Annotated in this window: 14 protein-coding genes; 10 read left to right on the top strand and 4 right to left on the bottom strand. The window is 31.4% G+C overall.

What is annotated here, in order from left to right:
- Positions 1-143: 143 nt before the first annotated feature.
- Positions 144-311 carry a hypothetical protein gene (locus GFJ99_RS13710; RefSeq protein ID WP_153207096.1) on the bottom strand — a complete coding sequence of 56 codons (168 nt, stop codon included), beginning with the start codon at positions 309-311 and terminating at the stop codon, positions 144-146.
- Positions 312-321: 10 nt separating this feature from the next.
- Between GFJ99_RS13710 and GFJ99_RS00670 the strand changes: the two genes are divergently transcribed.
- The 7 genes from GFJ99_RS00670 (at position 322) to GFJ99_RS00640 (ending at position 10,419) form a co-directional block, all read left to right on the top strand.
- Positions 322-3,420 carry a DUF4175 family protein gene (locus GFJ99_RS00670; protein WP_153207095.1) on the top strand — a complete coding sequence of 1,033 codons (3,099 nt, stop codon included), beginning with the start codon at positions 322-324 and terminating at the stop codon, positions 3,418-3,420.
- Positions 3,413-3,832, top strand: coding sequence for an rRNA maturation RNase YbeY (gene ybeY / locus GFJ99_RS00665; RefSeq protein ID WP_153207094.1), 420 nt, complete (start codon positions 3,413-3,415; stop codon positions 3,830-3,832). The genes GFJ99_RS00670 and ybeY overlap by 8 nt, the downstream gene beginning before the upstream one ends.
- Positions 3,833-3,888: 56 nt before the next feature.
- On the top strand, positions 3,889-5,760 hold the full coding sequence (gene mnmG, locus GFJ99_RS00660) for a tRNA uridine-5-carboxymethylaminomethyl(34) synthesis enzyme MnmG (RefSeq protein ID WP_153207093.1): 1,872 nt from the start codon (positions 3,889-3,891) through the stop codon (positions 5,758-5,760).
- A 135-nt stretch (positions 5,761-5,895) separates the two neighbouring features.
- On the top strand, positions 5,896-6,744 hold the full coding sequence (locus GFJ99_RS00655) for a bifunctional 2-polyprenyl-6-hydroxyphenol methylase/3-demethylubiquinol 3-O-methyltransferase UbiG (protein ID WP_153207092.1): 849 nt from the start codon (positions 5,896-5,898) through the stop codon (positions 6,742-6,744).
- Positions 6,745-6,985: 241 nt separating this feature from the next.
- A complete protein-coding gene (locus GFJ99_RS00650; protein ID WP_008255332.1) occupies positions 6,986-7,561 on the top strand; it encodes an OmpH family outer membrane protein in 576 nt (191 codons plus the stop codon).
- 170 nt (positions 7,562-7,731) lie between these two features.
- Positions 7,732-10,017 carry a helix-turn-helix domain-containing protein gene (locus GFJ99_RS00645; protein WP_153207091.1) on the top strand — a complete coding sequence of 762 codons (2,286 nt, stop codon included), beginning with the start codon at positions 7,732-7,734 and terminating at the stop codon, positions 10,015-10,017.
- Between the two features lie 90 nt (positions 10,018-10,107).
- The gene (locus GFJ99_RS00640; protein WP_153207090.1) at positions 10,108-10,419 is read left to right on the top strand and encodes a GIY-YIG nuclease family protein; all 312 of its coding nucleotides are present in this window, start codon (positions 10,108-10,110) and stop codon (positions 10,417-10,419) included.
- 162 nt (positions 10,420-10,581) lie between these two features.
- On the opposite strand, the gene GFJ99_RS00635 is transcribed toward GFJ99_RS00640, so the two are convergent.
- Genes GFJ99_RS00635 through GFJ99_RS00625 form a run of 3 tightly spaced genes read right to left on the bottom strand, consistent with a single transcriptional unit; the run spans position 10,582 to position 12,539 of the window.
- The gene (locus tag GFJ99_RS00635; protein WP_153207089.1) at positions 10,582-10,959 is read right to left on the bottom strand and encodes a hypothetical protein; all 378 of its coding nucleotides are present in this window, start codon (positions 10,957-10,959) and stop codon (positions 10,582-10,584) included.
- 36 nt (positions 10,960-10,995) lie between these two features.
- Positions 10,996-11,385 carry a DoxX family membrane protein gene (locus tag GFJ99_RS00630; protein ID WP_008255326.1) on the bottom strand — a complete coding sequence of 130 codons (390 nt, stop codon included), beginning with the start codon at positions 11,383-11,385 and terminating at the stop codon, positions 10,996-10,998.
- A gap of 2 nt (positions 11,386-11,387) precedes the next feature.
- Positions 11,388-12,539 carry a DNA polymerase III subunit delta' gene (locus tag GFJ99_RS00625; protein WP_153207088.1) on the bottom strand — a complete coding sequence of 384 codons (1,152 nt, stop codon included), beginning with the start codon at positions 12,537-12,539 and terminating at the stop codon, positions 11,388-11,390.
- A 156-nt stretch (positions 12,540-12,695) separates the two neighbouring features.
- On the opposite strand from GFJ99_RS00625, the gene pgk reads away from it, so the two are divergent.
- The 3 genes from pgk (at position 12,696) to GFJ99_RS00610 (ending at position 16,442) form a co-directional block, all read left to right on the top strand.
- Positions 12,696-13,883 (top strand): phosphoglycerate kinase, encoded by a 1,188-nt coding sequence (pgk, locus tag GFJ99_RS00620; protein WP_153207087.1) that lies wholly within the window; start codon positions 12,696-12,698, stop codon positions 13,881-13,883.
- A 125-nt stretch (positions 13,884-14,008) separates the two neighbouring features.
- Positions 14,009-15,451 (top strand): lytic transglycosylase domain-containing protein, encoded by a 1,443-nt coding sequence (locus GFJ99_RS00615; protein WP_238990062.1) that lies wholly within the window; start codon positions 14,009-14,011, stop codon positions 15,449-15,451.
- 10 nt (positions 15,452-15,461) lie between these two features.
- Positions 15,462-16,442 (top strand): DUF4837 family protein, encoded by a 981-nt coding sequence (locus GFJ99_RS00610; protein WP_153207085.1) that lies wholly within the window; start codon positions 15,462-15,464, stop codon positions 16,440-16,442.
- The last annotated feature ends 75 nt before the right edge of the window (positions 16,443-16,517 follow it).

Raw genomic sequence — 16,517 nt, 5'->3', positions numbered from 1 at the left:
TTTTGAAAGTGTTAAGTTTCACTAAAAACCTATTGACTAATATCACAAGATGTTGTATTTTTATCGGTTATAAACAGTATATCAACAATCTTGGAGGCAAAAAGCATTATTTTCGATAAGCTCGAAGGGTTTATCAAGAAGTTTTACACCAATGAACTGATAAAAGGAGTTATTCTTTTCATCGGATTGGGTTTGTTGTATTTCATTTTTACCTTATTAATCGAATACTTTTTGTGGTTATCCACTTCCGGAAGAACTATTTTGTTTTGGTTGTTCGTTGGAGTAGAATCTTTTTTATTGATTCGATTCATAGCTTTCCCTTTGTTTAAATTATTTAAATTACAAAAAGGAATCAATTACGAGCAAGCTTCAGCTATCATTGGAAATCACTTTTCAGAAGTACAAGACAAGTTATTGAACTTTTTACAATTGGCAAACCAAAGTCAAACTTCTGAATTATTAGCAGCTTCTATCGAACAAAAAGCATCTTCGTTACAACCGATTCCGTTTTCAAACGCGGTGAACTTTGCTAAGAATAAGAAGTTTTTACCTTATGCGATTATCCCAATTTTATTATTGATTTTGTTTTTCGTTACCGGAAATTCTTCTATAATATCTAATAGTTTTGATCGTGTAGTTCATTTTCAAACGAAATACGCACCGCCTGCGCCATTTGAATTTGTGATTTTAAATAAATCATTAACGTCGCAACAGAATTCGGATTTTGTTTTACAAGTTAAAACGCAAGGAAATGTGATGCCTGAAAACATTGCCATTCAAATTGGTGAAGAAGAATATTTTTTACAAAGTACAAAACCTGGCTTTTTCGAATATACATTTTCAAAATTATCTAAAGATGTTATCTTCTCGCTTGTAGCCAATGGATTAAATTCCAAAGAGTACCAAATTAATGTGGTGGATGTTCCTACGATTGCCAATTTTGAAATGGTGTTGCAATATCCTTCTTATTTAGGTAAGAAATCAGAAGTTATTCAAGGAACCGGAAATGCCGTTGTTCCAGAAGGAACAGTTGTGAATTGGAAAATTAACGCATTGGCAACCGATAAAGTTAGTTTCAAGTCGAATAATCTAGTAAGTGTTTTTGCTAATAAAGAAAATAACTTTTCTCTTTCAAGAAGAATATCGGATAATTTGAGTTACGAAGTAATTACATCGAATAGAAATATCAACGAGTTTGAAAAGTTGTCGTATCAAATTGCTACTATCAAAGATCAATATCCAACTATTTCTGTTCAATTTGCTCCCGATTCATTAAAGTTGAAATCAAAAATGATGATTGGACAAGTAGCAGATGATCATGGTTTGTCAAAATTGCAAGTTGTTTATTATCCAAAAGGTAATCCAAATTCACTTCGAAAAGCAAATTTAATTATCAAAAATCAAGCTGTTGATCAATTCATCTATTCTTTTCCTAATGGATTGTCAATTGAGGAAGGTATAAATTACGAATATTATTTTGAAGTCTTTGATAATGATGTAGTTAATAATTTCAAAAGTACAAAATCATCCGTTTTTCTTCATTATGAATTGATTGAAGGACAAAAAGAAGATTTGCAGTTAAAAGAGCAGAATGAAAACATTAATAGTTTAGAAAAATCGCTTCAAAATCAAGAAAAGCAGTTATCGGAATTGGATAAACTCCAAAAGATGAACAAAGAGAAGTCTACTTTAGATTTCAAAGATCAAAAGAAAGTGGAAGATTTTATCAATCGTCAAAAACAACAAGACGAAATGATGAAAGAATTCACAAAAAAATTAACTGATAATTTGGAAGAGTTCAATCCAAATTCTCAAGACAAAGAAAAAGAAGAGTTGCTTAGAAGACTAGAGGAAGTAGAAAAGCAATCAGATAAAAACGAGAAACTCTTAAAAGAATTAGAGGAACTATCAAAAAAACTTGAAAAGGATGATCTTTTTGAAAAAGCTGATAAATTAAAACAACAAGCAAAAAATCAGAAACAAAATTTAGAGCAATTAGTTGAACTTACTAAGCGATTTTATGTAGAAAAGAAAGCCGAACAAATTGCAGATAAATTAGATAAGTTAGCGGATAAAGAAGACGCTTTATCCAATGATGAAAAAAACAATAATAAAGCTAATCAAGATGCGATTACAAAAGATTTCGAAAAAATTCAGGAAGAGCTTAAAGACTTAGACAAAGAGAATAAAGATTTAAAAGCTCCAATGGATATTCCTAACGATAAGAATGAACAAGAAGATGTTAAGGAAGATATGAAAAAGGCTGCTGAAGATTTACAAAACCAAAACCAGAAGAAAGCTAAACCTAAGCAAAAATCAGCTTTTAAAAAGATGAAAGAAATGAGTCAAAAAATGTCTCAATCTATGCAGTCTGGTGAAATGGAACAAATGGAAGAGGATGTTAAATTGTTACGCCAAATATTAGATAACTTATTAGCTTTTTCTTTTGAAGAAGAAACACTAAGTAAAACAACAAATAGCATTCAATTGCGCTCTTTAGAATTAAATAAAGTTTTAAAAAAGCAACAAGATTTAAAAATTCAATTCAAACATGTAGATGATAGTTTGTTTTCAGTAGCAATGAGAAATCCACAAATTACTGAAGTTATTCTTAAAGAAGTTGGTGAAATTCATTACAATTTAGATAAAAGTTTAGAAACTCTAGCAGATAACAATTTACCAAAAGGCGCTTCACATCAACAATATGCCTTAACATCTGCCAATCGTTTAGCAGATCTTTTAAGTAATGTGCAAAGCGAAATGAATATGGAGATGAATGGCCAAGGTCAAGGTAAGCCTAAACCCGGAAAAGGTTCTGGTTCTGGAATGCAATTACCAGATATCATTAAAAAACAAGATGGTTTGGGTGAAAAAATGAAAGAAGGAATGAAATCTGGAGAAAAACTTGGCAATCAGCCTGGTGAAAAACCAGGTGATGGTAAACAAAAAGGCAAAGAAGGTAAAGGTCAAACGGGAGATGAAGGTCAGGATGGTGAAAATGGTTCTGAAGGCAATGCTGGAAAAGTTTTAGAAATTTTAAAAGAACAACGACAACTTCGTGATGCTCTACAAAAAGCACTCGAAAAAGAAGGCATGACTAACCAAGGTATGAATGCCTTGAATCAAATGAAAGAAATTGAAAAGCAATTGATAAATAAGGGATTTAAGAATGAAACTTTACAAAAGATGTTAAATCTAAAACACGAACTTTTAAAGTTAGACACTGCTATCCAACAACAAGGTGAAGACACAAAGCGTCAGTCTAAATCTAACACTAAAAACTTCAACGGTGCTTCAACTCCGCTTTCAAAGGAGTTAAAAGATTATCTAAATAGTGTTGAAATATTAAATAGACAAAGCTTACCTTTGCAACCCAATTTTAATCAAAAGGTTCAAACCTATTTTAAATACAATGATTAGTTTTAATTACGAGACCGATTTTTTACTAGAGAATGAAGAACAATATGAAGTGTGGATTTCACGTATTATTGAATCTGAAGGTTTTGATGAAGGTGAAATAAATTATATTTTTTGTGATGATGAGTATTTGCATAAAATTAATGTTGAATATTTAGATCACGACACTTTAACCGATATTATTAGCTTCGATTACACGGTAGGAAATTTAGTACAAGGCGATATTTTTATTTCTATTGAAAGAGTACAAGATAATGCAAATGATTTTAATGTTTCTTTTGATGAAGAATTAAAACGTGTTTTATCACATGGTGTTTTACATTATTGTGGTTATAAAGATAAGACGCCAAAAGACGAAGCCCTGATGCGATCGAAAGAAGAAGAAAAAATGCAAATGTTTCACGTGGAACATTAAGCGTATAAACTAGAATTTTTTAAAATGTTTCACGTGGAACATAATATTTATAAAAGATGTTTTTAAATCAATATGATGTAATTGTTGTTGGTGCTGGGCATGCTGGTTGTGAAGCTGCTGCTGCTGCTGCTAATATGGGTTGTTCTACTCTATTGGTAACAATGAATCTTCAAAACATTGCGCAAATGTCTTGTAATCCTGCTATGGGTGGAATTGCTAAAGGTCAAATTGTGCGTGAGATTGATGCCTTGGGTGGATATTCTGGAATTGTTTCAGACAAAACCGCAATTCAATTCAAGATGTTGAATAAATCAAAAGGGCCTGCAATGTGGTCGCCAAGAGTTCAGTCGGACAGGATGCGTTTTTCTGACGAATGGAGAACCATGTTGGAAAATACACCGAATCTAGATTTCTACCAAGAAATGGTGGCCGGACTTTTATCTGATAACGGAATGATTGTGGGTGTTAAAACTTCTCTCGGAGTTGAGATTAAATCTAAATCTGTTGTATTGACAAACGGTACTTTCTTGAATGGTTTGATTCATATTGGCGACAAACAATTTGGTGGTGGACGTGCAGGTGAAAGTGCTTCTTTTGGAATTACTGAAGATTTGGTAAAATTAGGTTTTGAATCAGGTCGAATGAAAACAGGAACACCTCCACGAGTTGATGGTCGTTCTTTGGATTTTTCTAAAATGACAGAACAACCTGGTGATGATGTTCCAGAAAAGTTTTCCTATTCCAATTTGACCGCTCCATTAAAAACACAACGTTCTTGTTGGATGTCGTATACTTCGTTAGAAGTGCACGATATTTTACGTGAAGGTTTTGATAGAAGTCCAATGTTCAACGGAAGAATAAAAAGTTTAGGTCCAAGATACTGTCCGTCTATTGAAGATAAGATTAATCGTTTTGCTGATAAAGAAAGACATCAGTTGTTTGTAGAACCAGAAGGTTGGACAACGTGTGAATATTATATTAATGGTTTCTCGACTTCGTTGCCAGAAGATGTTCAGTTTAAAGCATTGCGTTCAGTTGCTGGTTTCGAAAATGTGAAATTTTTCAGACCTGGTTATGCTATCGAATACGATTACTTCCCTCCTACGCAATTACAACACACCTTAGAAACGAAGTTGGTGGAAGGATTATATTTTGCCGGACAAATTAATGGAACAACAGGTTATGAAGAAGCAGCTTCTCAAGGTTTAATGGCAGGAATTAATGCAGCTTTAAAAATTCAGAACAGAGAACCATTTATCTTGAAAAGAGATGAAGCGTATATTGGAGTTTTAATTGACGACTTAATTACTAAAGGTACAGAAGAGCCCTATCGTATGTTTACTTCTCGTGCCGAATACAGAACATTACTGCGTCAAGATAATGCCGATTTTAGATTAACACCAAAAGCATTTGAAATAGGTTTAGCTAAAGAAGAACGTTTGATTCGTATGGAACAAAAATTCTCTCAATCGGATGCAATGGTAAATTTCTTCAGAGAAACAAGTTTAAAACCTGAAGAAGCGAATCCGATTTTAGAATCTAAAGATTCCGCTCCTATGAGTCAACCTGATAAAATGTTTAAAGTTTTCTCTCGTCCGCAATTGGATTTAGAAGATTTTAGAAAGTTTAAAAAAGTAGCGGCTTATATCGAAGAACATGATTTAGATCGTGAAGTAGTTGAGCAAGCTGAAATTCAAGTGAAGTATTCAGGCTATATTGAAAAAGAAAAAAACAATGCGGATAAATTGACTCGTTTAGAAGACATGGTTATTCCAGAGAATTTCAATTTCGATAAAATCCAGTCGATTTCAATTGAAGCCAAACAAAAATTAAATAAAATTCGACCAAGAACTATTGCGCAAGCATCTCGCATTAGCGGAGTTTCGCCAAGTGATATTTCAGTGTTGTTAATATACATGGGTAGATAGTCTCAGTTTCCGGTCTCAGTTTCCAGTTTTTTATTTAACTGCGACTGAACACTGCGACTGCCAACTGAATATGTTTCACGTGAAACAACGCTGTCATCCCTATTAAAATAAGCCTTTCGCATAAAAATTAAATAAATGAATTTTTTAGAAGATAAAAGTTTTATTACTGTTAAAGATTTTTCAGTTTCTGGAGAATCTTTTTCCTTGTTGTTAAATGAAGAATATCAAATCTTAAAAACACATCCACAACCAACTTTAGATAAGTTAGGTTCGTATTACGAGTTTGAAGATTATATTTCCCATACCGATGGAAAAAGAACTGCTTTTGAAAAAATGTATCATTTCATCAAAAGAAAAGCAATTCGAGATAAAGTAAGTCTGATAAATTCGTATCAACCGTTAAAAGGAAGAATTTTAGACATTGGTGCCGGAACGGGAGATTTTCTTTTAGAATGTAAAAATCAAAATTGGGAAATCTTAGGAATTGAACCAAACGATAAAGCAAAAGGAGTAGCCGTTGGAAAAGGAATTAAATTTGGCGACACGATTGAAAAGTTAGAAAGTAATTCATTTGATGTGATTACCATGTGGCATGTTTTAGAACACGTTCCAGATGTTGAACATCATGTTGCCGAATTAAAACGATTATTGAAACCTTCAGGAACCATTATTATTGCGGTTCCTAATTTCAAATCTTACGATGCAAATCATTATGGAGCGTTCTGGGCAGCATATGATGTGCCAAGACATTTGTGGCATTTTTCAAAAACCGCCATCGAAAAATTATTCGATAATCAAAACATGAATTTAGAAGATGTTAAACCCATGTGGTTTGATAGTTTTTATGTATCACTTTTATCTGAAAAATACAAAACAGGAAAAATGAATTTTATCTCCGGATTTTTTATTGGTTTTATATCCAATTTATCAGGATTGTTCAAAAAAGAATATTCATCCCATATTTATGTGCTAAAAAACAAGTAAAAATCATTTTAAATCGATTTTAAGCGCTTTTTTATTCATTTTGATATATTTTGTTGTCTTTTTTTAAAAAATTTATCTAAAACAATTTATAGAAGTTGTTTTTTATAGCAATAGCTTATCAAAAATTATGTTTTCTATAAGAATTTCTTATAGTTTTTAAATAAATAAAAAAGGAACAAATTTGCTACTTTACAACTTATTATTACTTTTACGAAAAATTATTAATTACCAATATACAACAATGAAAAAAATAGTATTGATTTTAGGAGTTGCATTAAGCATTTTAGCTTGTAACAAAACAGAGACAGATTCAAAAGAATTTAAAACCGCATATATCAACACAGCAGAGATAATTGATAAATACGAAAAATTCAAAGATGAAGACGACAAGTTTAAAGTAAAATCAGAAGAATTAGGTCGTCCATTAGAAGCAAAAGTTCGTGCTTTTCAAAATGAAGCACAAAATTTTCAACAAAGCGCTCGTGTAAAAGGACCGCAATGGGCACAACAAAAAGGAGCTGAATTACAACAACGTGAGCAAGAATTAGGAATGGAGCAAAATGCTTTAATTCAACAATTACAACAAGAAGGGGCTGTTTTAAAAGATACTTTAATTAGTGAAGTTAAAAAGTTCATCAAAGATTACGGAAAGAAAAAAGGCTATGATTATGTGTATGGAACAGGTGATGCTGCTACCATTTTGTATGCTAAAGATAATTACGATATTACTAAAGAAGTTTTAAAAGAATTGAACGAAACATATAAAGCTACAAAAAAAGATGATAAAGTAGCCACTAAGGAAGAAGAGAAAAAATAACTATTTTATTCTAATTCTGAACTCGTTTAACTTCATTGAATCTTCGATTTCAGAATCTATAAAAAACATAAACTGAACATGTTTCAGTTGATAAGAGGTTCTATTTTTAAGAGCCTCTTTTTTTATTTCTAATTCTTTCTATATATTTGTAGTTCAAATTTATACGCCCAATGGAATCATTATCAGCCGCAGCTATTTACACACTCCGATTTATCAATCAAACGAATAAATCCGTATTTCTTACGGGTAAAGCAGGAACCGGAAAAACCACACTTTTAAAGGAAATTATCGCTACAACACATAAAAACACTGTTGTTGTTGCGCCCACTGGAATTGCCGCATTAAACGCAAATGGAGTTACTATCCACTCCATGTTTCAATTGCCTTTTGCCGCTTTTATTCCTAATAATAAGCAACTTCCACACTTTTCAGATACCGTAAAATTCGAAAATCGAGATTCGCTAGGTCGACATTTTAAGATGAATAACGTGAAACGTGCCGTAATTCGAAACATGGAATTATTGGTGATTGATGAAGTTTCCATGCTTCGTGCCGATGTGCTAGATGCGATGGATTTTATGATGCGAAAAGTAAGACGAAATGAACGGCCATTTGGAGGTGTTCAAGTTCTTTTTATAGGAGATTTACTACAATTACCGCCAGTGGTTAAAAATGAAGAATGGGAAATGCTGAAGCATTATTATCGCGGAATGTTCTTTTTTCATTCGCATATAATTCAACAATATCCGCCTTTATATATTGAATTAGATAAAATTTTTCGTCAAACAGATGCCGAATTTATTGATGTTTTGAACAATTTACGACATAATAAAATTACTTCTGAAGATGTGAAACTTTTAAATCAATTCGTACAACCCAATTTTGATCTGAAGAAAAATAAAGGATATATAACGTTAACAACACATAATTCTAAAGCCGATGCCATTAACGCAAAGTCTTTACAAGATTTAGAAGGAAAGCAATTCACCTATTTACCAGAAATCACCGCTGATTTTCCTGAAAAAATTTATCCTTTAGAAGAAAAATTACAGTTAAAAGTCGGTGCGCAAGTCATGTTTATTAAAAACGATTTAAATTTTGACAAGCAATTCTACAATGGAAAAATGGGCGTGATAAAGTCGTTAACCGAAAAAGAGATTTTTGTTCATTTTCAGGAAGAAAATAAAACCATTGAAGTGGAACGTTACGAATGGCAAAATATTCGATATAAAGTCAACGAAAACACTAAAGAAATTGAAGAAGAAGTTGTAGGAACGTTTGTCCACTACCCTATTAAGTTAGCTTGGGCTATTACGGTTCATAAAAGTCAAGGCTTAACATTTGACAAAGCAGCGCTTGATGTGTCGCAAGTATTTGCACCCGGACAAGCATATGTGGCTTTATCACGTTTACGTACGTTAAAAGGGCTTATTTTGCTTTCTCCGTTGCGAATGAATGGTATTTCGAGTGATGAAGAAGTGCTTAATTATTCAGAAAACAAAGCTTCCGAAGAAATACTACAACATGCATTAGCAAAAGAAACACAATCTTTTTGGTTAAATTCTCTTCTTAATTCATTTGATTTCAAAGAATTAGGTCAAGAATGGCGCAATCATTTGTTTAGTTATAATTCGAATCCCGAAACTTCGGGACCGAAATCGCCAAAAACAAAGCATAATGATTGGGCAAAAAACCAGGAAGCAAAAATAGCAGCCATTTTAGAACCTTCTAGTAAATTTATGTCGCAATTGCATAAGATTTTTTCCGATGAAAATTTAGATGTTAATTTTGTTAAAGAACGATGTGATGCGGCTTATCAGTATTTTTTTAAAATATTAGATACCGTTGCAGAAGAATTATTGTTGAAAATTGAAGAAGTAAAACGTATCAAAAAAGTGAAAGCTTTTTATGATGATTTGATGGTTTTAGAAGAACTTCAAATAAAAGCGATTATGAAGCTTAAAAAAGCGCAACTACTTACTAATACTATTGTTGAAGGAAAAGAAATTTCGAAAGCAAATTTAATTTCAGAAGATAGTAGCACTTACAAAATTAATAAGTTAGTAGTTGTTGCTGAACGCTTTAGAACTTCAAATGCAGCATTAGTTGCGGATGAAGATGATGTTTCCTATTACAGCGATTCAAAAAAGAAAAAAACGAAAGAACCTAAAAAATCTACAATCGAAGAAACTTTAGAATTGTGGAAACAAAATGTATCTATTTACGAAATTGCAAAACAGCGAAAACTAACACCACAAACCATTTACAATCATTTTACTAAGTTGATTCAAATGGAAATTGTGCAACTTTCCGACATTTTACCTGAAGACAAAATTTCCGATTTAAAATTGGCTTTTAAAGAATTTAAAGGCGAAAGTTTAGGCGAATTAAAAGAAATTCATGGTGATAAATTCTCTTGGGATGAATTACGTTTGTACAAAGCGAGTTTAGTTTAAAAGAAAATTTTTTATCCGCAACGTTTGTTATGCTGTCAAGCGTCTCACACATAGCATTTCATTACACAATAAACTTTACAAGCCAAAATCATGTTTGAATTTACAGAAGGAATCTACAACTTTTATGTTTACATTCTAACAAACAAAGCTAAAACAGTTCTTTACACAGGCGTAACAAACAATTTAAGAAGAAGATTAGAAGAGCACAACGAAAAATTAAACCCAAATAGTTTTACTTCAAAATATAATGTTGCGTTTTTAATTTATTATGAAAAATACGGTTGGATTCAACAAGCAATTGCCAGAGAAAAAGAAATTAAACTTTTGAGAAGAGATTTAAAACGGGAGTTAATAAAAGAATTCAATCCCAAAATAGAATTTTTGAATAATCGGTTTTCATAAGAAACAAAAAGAGATGCTTGACAGCATGACAAACGTTGTATTGATGTTTTTGCGTTTAGTTTTTCGTAAAGTTTGGAACGCTTTTAAGCCATTTCACATAAAGTTTAAACTTAATTTATTTCACGTGTAGTTTGTCATGCTGTTAAGCATCTCACGCAAAGTTTATCCTCTAATAACGATGTAATTTTTAACAGAATCTTTTTCAAATTCTATAATTAAAGTCCCTGTATCAATTCCAAAATGTGCATAACCTAAAGAATACCTATATTGAGCAAAAGTTTCAGTTTTATTGTTAGGTTCTCCAAGTAAATCAACTATTTCGTTTTTTGACATGCCAATTAGTTGATAATCATTTCTTAAACTATTCATCATGTCCCATCGTAAAGACCAATTTTCGTCTGAATTCATTTTAGCTGTTTTCCACTTTTGTGGTTCAAATTTATCACCAGAAATTCTACCGCGTAAAACAAATACCGATGTAAAAATCATAAACCAAAAAGCTACTACTACTAAAAATGGTTTTTTAAATAGTGTTTTCAAATTTTAAGTTTTAATTAAATCACTAAAAATAAAAAACTAGCTCAACCAAAAAACCGCTAAAACTGCAGGAATGAAGTAAATTACAATGGTTCTTGCACCATCATAATCTTTAGCCAAACGTTGGCCAAAAAGTAACATTAACAAAGTAATACAAGATAAAATGGCTCCATAAAACCCTAATCCTCTAATTACTACATCTTGAATTACATGCTGAATAATTCCAGAAACACATAAAACACCTGCTACAATTTCTAACAAAAGAATAATTCCTAAAGCTAACGGAACTTGTTTTGCTAAAATACTGTTCTCAAAATGTCCGGTTAACCAGGCTACATTTCCTTTCCAATCTTTAATTTTATCATATCCAGATTGTAGAAAAGTTATAGCTAATAAAGCTAAAATTAAAAGGGGTGCTACTTGTATCATAATTATATTTTTTTATGTATTAAACGGGTTAATTTTATAGACAAATCAGTTAAAATAATTTTTGCATTACCATTTCGTTCAATATGGTAAATGGCATCTTCTAATTCTTTGTAAATATCTAAAATATTAGCTCCATTTACAAACGGAGCAAATTTTTCTAATTCAAATTTTGGCACTTTAGTTTCTAAAAAAACCAAATCGTTAGCCTGATAATTCAATAATAATGCTTGTCTAAAAAAATGAATGCAATAGTGTAAAAATTGTTTTTGTGTTTCTCTACCTGTCGAAGCAATTTTTTCACTCCAAGCAATTAAATCGTTTATAGCGGCAGCATTTCCTTTTGCTCTAAAAGCACTTCGTACCCATTCTACAAACCATTCATCAAACGGAAATTCGTCTTCTTCTTTTCGTAAAAGATGCAATGCTTTGTTATAATTTCCTTCACTCTGATGCGCTATTTTTTTAGCAATAGTTGGCTCACAATTTTCATTTGTAACTAAAGCTTCAGCAATTACACTTTCGCTTAATCCTATAAAATCAATTACTTGACAGCGCGATAAAATGGTTTGCAACATATCACCTGTGTTTTCTGTAATTAAAATGAATACTGTTTTGGCAGGTGGTTCTTCTAATAATTTTAATAATTTATTTGCAGAGGATCCGTTCATTTTATCAGCCATCCAAATGACCATTACTTTGTAACCTCCTTCGTAGGCTTTTAAAGATAATTTTTTATTGATTTCAGTAGCTTCATCAACTCCAATTAAACCTTGTTTGTTCTGAATTCCAAGATTTTTTAACCAATCAAACAAACTTCCATAAGGTGATTCAGTTAAAAATTGGCGCCATTCTACCATAAAATTATCACTAACAGGATGACTTTTTACAGTATCTGTAGAGGCAACTGGAAAAACAAAATGCAAATCGGGATGTGAAAAATGTTCAAATTTTAAGTTACAAGTTGTGTTTTCTCCTACATTTTCTCCTCCTATATTGCCACACAAAATATATTGTGCATAAGCAATTGCCATAGAAAGTGTTCCACATCCTTCAGGTCCAACAAACAATTGTGCATGCGGAATTCTTCCGGCTTCGGCACTTTTTGTAAGGTGATTTTTAATATGATCTTGTCCTAAAATTTCTTTAAAAAGCATACAACAAACCTAATCAAAATTTACTAAAATTGATAAAAAACGAAGCAAAAATTCGAAACCATTATTTTTTAAAAATTTATTAAATATGACATTTAATATAAAGATTTAAAATACAATAAATTATATTTGCAATCATTCGAATTAAAAACATAAAAAATGAAAACACTTAACGACTTCAATTTCAATAACAAAAAAGCAATTATTAGAGTAGATTTTAATGTGCCTTTAGATGAAAATTTTAAAGTAACAGATGCCACTCGTATTGAGGCAGCAAAGCCTACTATTGATAAAATTTTGAAAGACGGAGGAAGTGTAATTTTAATGAGTCACTTAGGAAGACCAAAAGGTGTTGAAGCAAAATATTCATTACAACATATTGTTGAAAAAACAGCTGAAATTTTAGGTCAAAAAGTCCATTTTGCTTCTGATTGTATTGGAGAAGTAGCTGAAACTGCAGCTAAAAATTTACAACCAGGCGAAATATTATTATTAGAAAATTTACGTTTTTACGAAGAAGAAGAAAAAGGCGATGTTGATTTTGCAAAAAAATTAGCTTCATTAGGCGATATTTATGTAAATGATGCATTTGGAACTGCACATAGAGCACATGCTTCAACCACTATTATTGCTCAATTTTTTAAAGATGCTAAATGTTTTGGTTATTTATTAGCTAAAGAAATTGAAAGCATAGAAAAAGTATTAAAAAACTCAGAAAAACCAGTAGTAGCAATTTTAGGAGGTAGTAAAGTATCTTCAAAAATTACTGTTATCGAAAATATTTTAGACAAAGTAAACCACATGATTATTGGTGGTGGAATGACATTTACTTTTGTAAAGGCGTTAGGAGGAAGTATAGGTAATTCTATTTGTGAAGATGATAAATTAGAGTTAGCTATTGAAATTTTAAAACAAGCAAAAGAAAAAGGAGTTCAAATTCATATTCCAGTTGATGTAATTGCTGCTGATGCTTTTTCAAATGATGCAAATACACAGGTAGTAGATGTAAATCAAATTCCAGATGGATGGCAAGGTTTAGATGCAGGTCCAAAATCATTAGAAATTTTTAAACGTATTATTTTAGATTCGAAAACCATATTATGGAACGGTCCGTTAGGTGTTTTTGAAATGGAATCTTTTGCAAAAGGAACTATTGCTTTAGGAGATTTTATTGCAGAATCTACTGCAAACGGTGCCTTTTCTTTAGTTGGCGGTGGCGATAGTGTTGCTGCGGTGAAACAATTTGGCTTCGAAGATAAAATGAGTTATGTATCTACTGGTGGTGGCGCTATGTTAGAAATGCTAGAAGGAAGAACATTACCTGGAATTGCTGCTATTTTAGAATAGTAAGGCAATAAAAACCAGATAATTAAGTTGTTATTATTTAATGTGCCCCATAAAACAAAACAATATTGAAAAAATTAATTTTTATATCACTTTTAGTAGCTTCATCTAGCTTTGCTCAAGAAAGCATGGATCAACCTACTTTGCCATTACCCAAAATATCTTATTTAGACTCGCTAAAAAACACCTTTGTTAATCATTCAACAAGTAATTGTATTGATGAAAGATGGATGGCTGAATTAGCAAATGTAGAGTTGTCTGAAGATATGTTTTCAGATATTTCAAGTCTTAATATTGATTCAGAAGTTAGTTATGATTTATCTTCAGAATTATTAAAAAAGAGATTAAAAAAACTGGATGCAAAATCTCCATTTAATATTGAGTATAATCCAGCATTAGAAAACACAATAAAATCGTTTTTAAAAAACAGAACGAAAGCATTTGAGCGTTTAATGGCGTTATCAGAATATTATTTTCCAATGTTTGAAGAGCATTTAGCAAAATACAATATTCCAATGGAATTGAAATATTTAGCTATAGTTGAATCTGCATTAAATCCTAAAGCAAAATCTAGAGTTGGAGCATCTGGATTGTGGCAATTTATGTATCCTACTGGAAAACAGTATAATTTAGAAGTAAATTCATATGTAGACGAACGTCATGATCCATTAAAAGCAACTGAAGCAGCGTGCCAATATTTATCTAATTTGTATGAAATTTTTGGAGATTGGAGTATGGTTTTAGCTTCGTACAATGCTGGTCCTGGAAATGTGTCTAAAGCAATTAGACGTTCTGGAGGAAGTCAAAATTATTGGAATATTCGTAAAAATTTGCCTCGCGAAACTGCAAATTATGTTCCCGCTTTTTTAGCCACAATGTATATTTACGAATATAAAAAAGAGCACGGTATTCTTCCCAAAAAAGCTACAATGACTTATTTTGAAACCGATACAATTATGGTTAAAAAACAAATGTCGTTTAAGCACATTTCAGAATTATTGGACATTTCAGAAGAACAAATAGAATTTTTAAACCCAATTTATAAATTAAAAGTAATTCCTTTTGAAGAAGATAAACCTCATTTTCTTCGTTTACCTAAAAATAAAATGGGCTTATTTGTATCAAATGAAGAAAAAGTATATGCTTACTTAGATCATCTGGAAACATTTAAAGAAAAACCAATTTTTGTAGCAAAAGCAGAAAGCGAATCTTACAATGATCATTCAAGCTCACAAAAAAAGCTACAATATCACTCTATCAAGAGTGGTGAAAGCCTTGGGAAAATTGCACAGAAATACAATATTTCGGTTTCAAATTTAAAATCTTGGAATAATATTAAAGGTAATAATATTATTGCGGGAAAAAAGTTAAAAATTTATTCTGATAAAAAAGTTGTTGCAAAAACTGAGTCGAAATCCAATAACGACGGGACGTATACCGTTAAAAGTGGCGATTCGTTATACTCAATTGCAAAACAATTTCCAGGGATTTCTGCAGAAGACATTAAAAAACGGAACGATATTAGCAGTGATAATATACAACCCGGAATGAAATTAAAAATTAACGGATAAAAATTTCTACATGAAACAATTTGCCTTTTTATTTATTATTGCCTTATCATTTATTTCTTGTAAAGAATCGGCAGAAGAAGCAAAAGCAGTGCTATCAGAATCTAATGGTAAAATAAACAATGTTTCTATAATCATTGACGACAATTTATGGAATGGTGAAATTGGCGATAGCATTCGTAAAAAATTTGCAGCTCCTGTAGATGGCTTGCCTCAAGAAGAGCCATTGTTTACGCTAAATCAATATCCTACAAAAGTGTTTGAAGGTTTTGTACGTAAAAGCAGAAACATTATCATTGTTAAAAAAGGAAAAGAAGCAGGATTTGCATCGAACACAAATAAATATGCAAAACCACAAAATGTGTTTTTCATATCAGGTACGGATACTGAAGATGTTTTAACCATTTTGGAACAAAAATCAGCCGAAATAATTAAAACGATTAAAGCTTCGGAAATTATTGAAAACCAAGTTCGAATGAAAAAATCTTTGATTTCTGACGCTCAAGTTCAAAAAATGTTTGGCGTTAGTTTAAAAATCGGTTTTGGCTATAAATACGACATGGTAAAAGATAAATTTATCTGGTTAAGAAAAGAGTTTACGTCAGGATATAATAGTGTTTTGATTTACGAAGTGCCAATTAGTACTGTAGAAAAAGACACCAATATAATTGCTAACATTACGGCAATGCGAGATGAAATAGGCAAAGCAAACATTCAAGGAACATTACCAAACACCTGGATGATTACTGAAGCTGCATACGCTCCGTATTTATTTGATGTTACTATAGCTGGTAAAAAAACGTATTTAACTAAGGGAACTTGGGAATTAAAAAACGATTTTATGGCCGGACCTTTTGTTAATTACGCTATTAAAGACACAAAAAATAACCGTTATTTAATTCTAGAAGGATTTACTTATAATCCATCAAAATCGAAACGTGATTGGGTTTTTGAATTAGAAGCCATCATACAATCGGTTAAATTTTTAAAATAATTTTCAGGTAATGGGTTAAAGGTAATTGGTAATAGGTATTTAAACAATCTATTCCCATCACCCATCACCCATCAC

It is taken from the genome of Flavobacterium sp. LMO6, from assembly GCF_009495795.1.
Classification (GTDB): Bacteria; Bacteroidota; Bacteroidia; order Flavobacteriales; family Flavobacteriaceae; genus Flavobacterium.
Note: the sequence above shows the minus strand (reverse complement) of the source record. Positions and strands in the feature narration are given on the sequence as shown.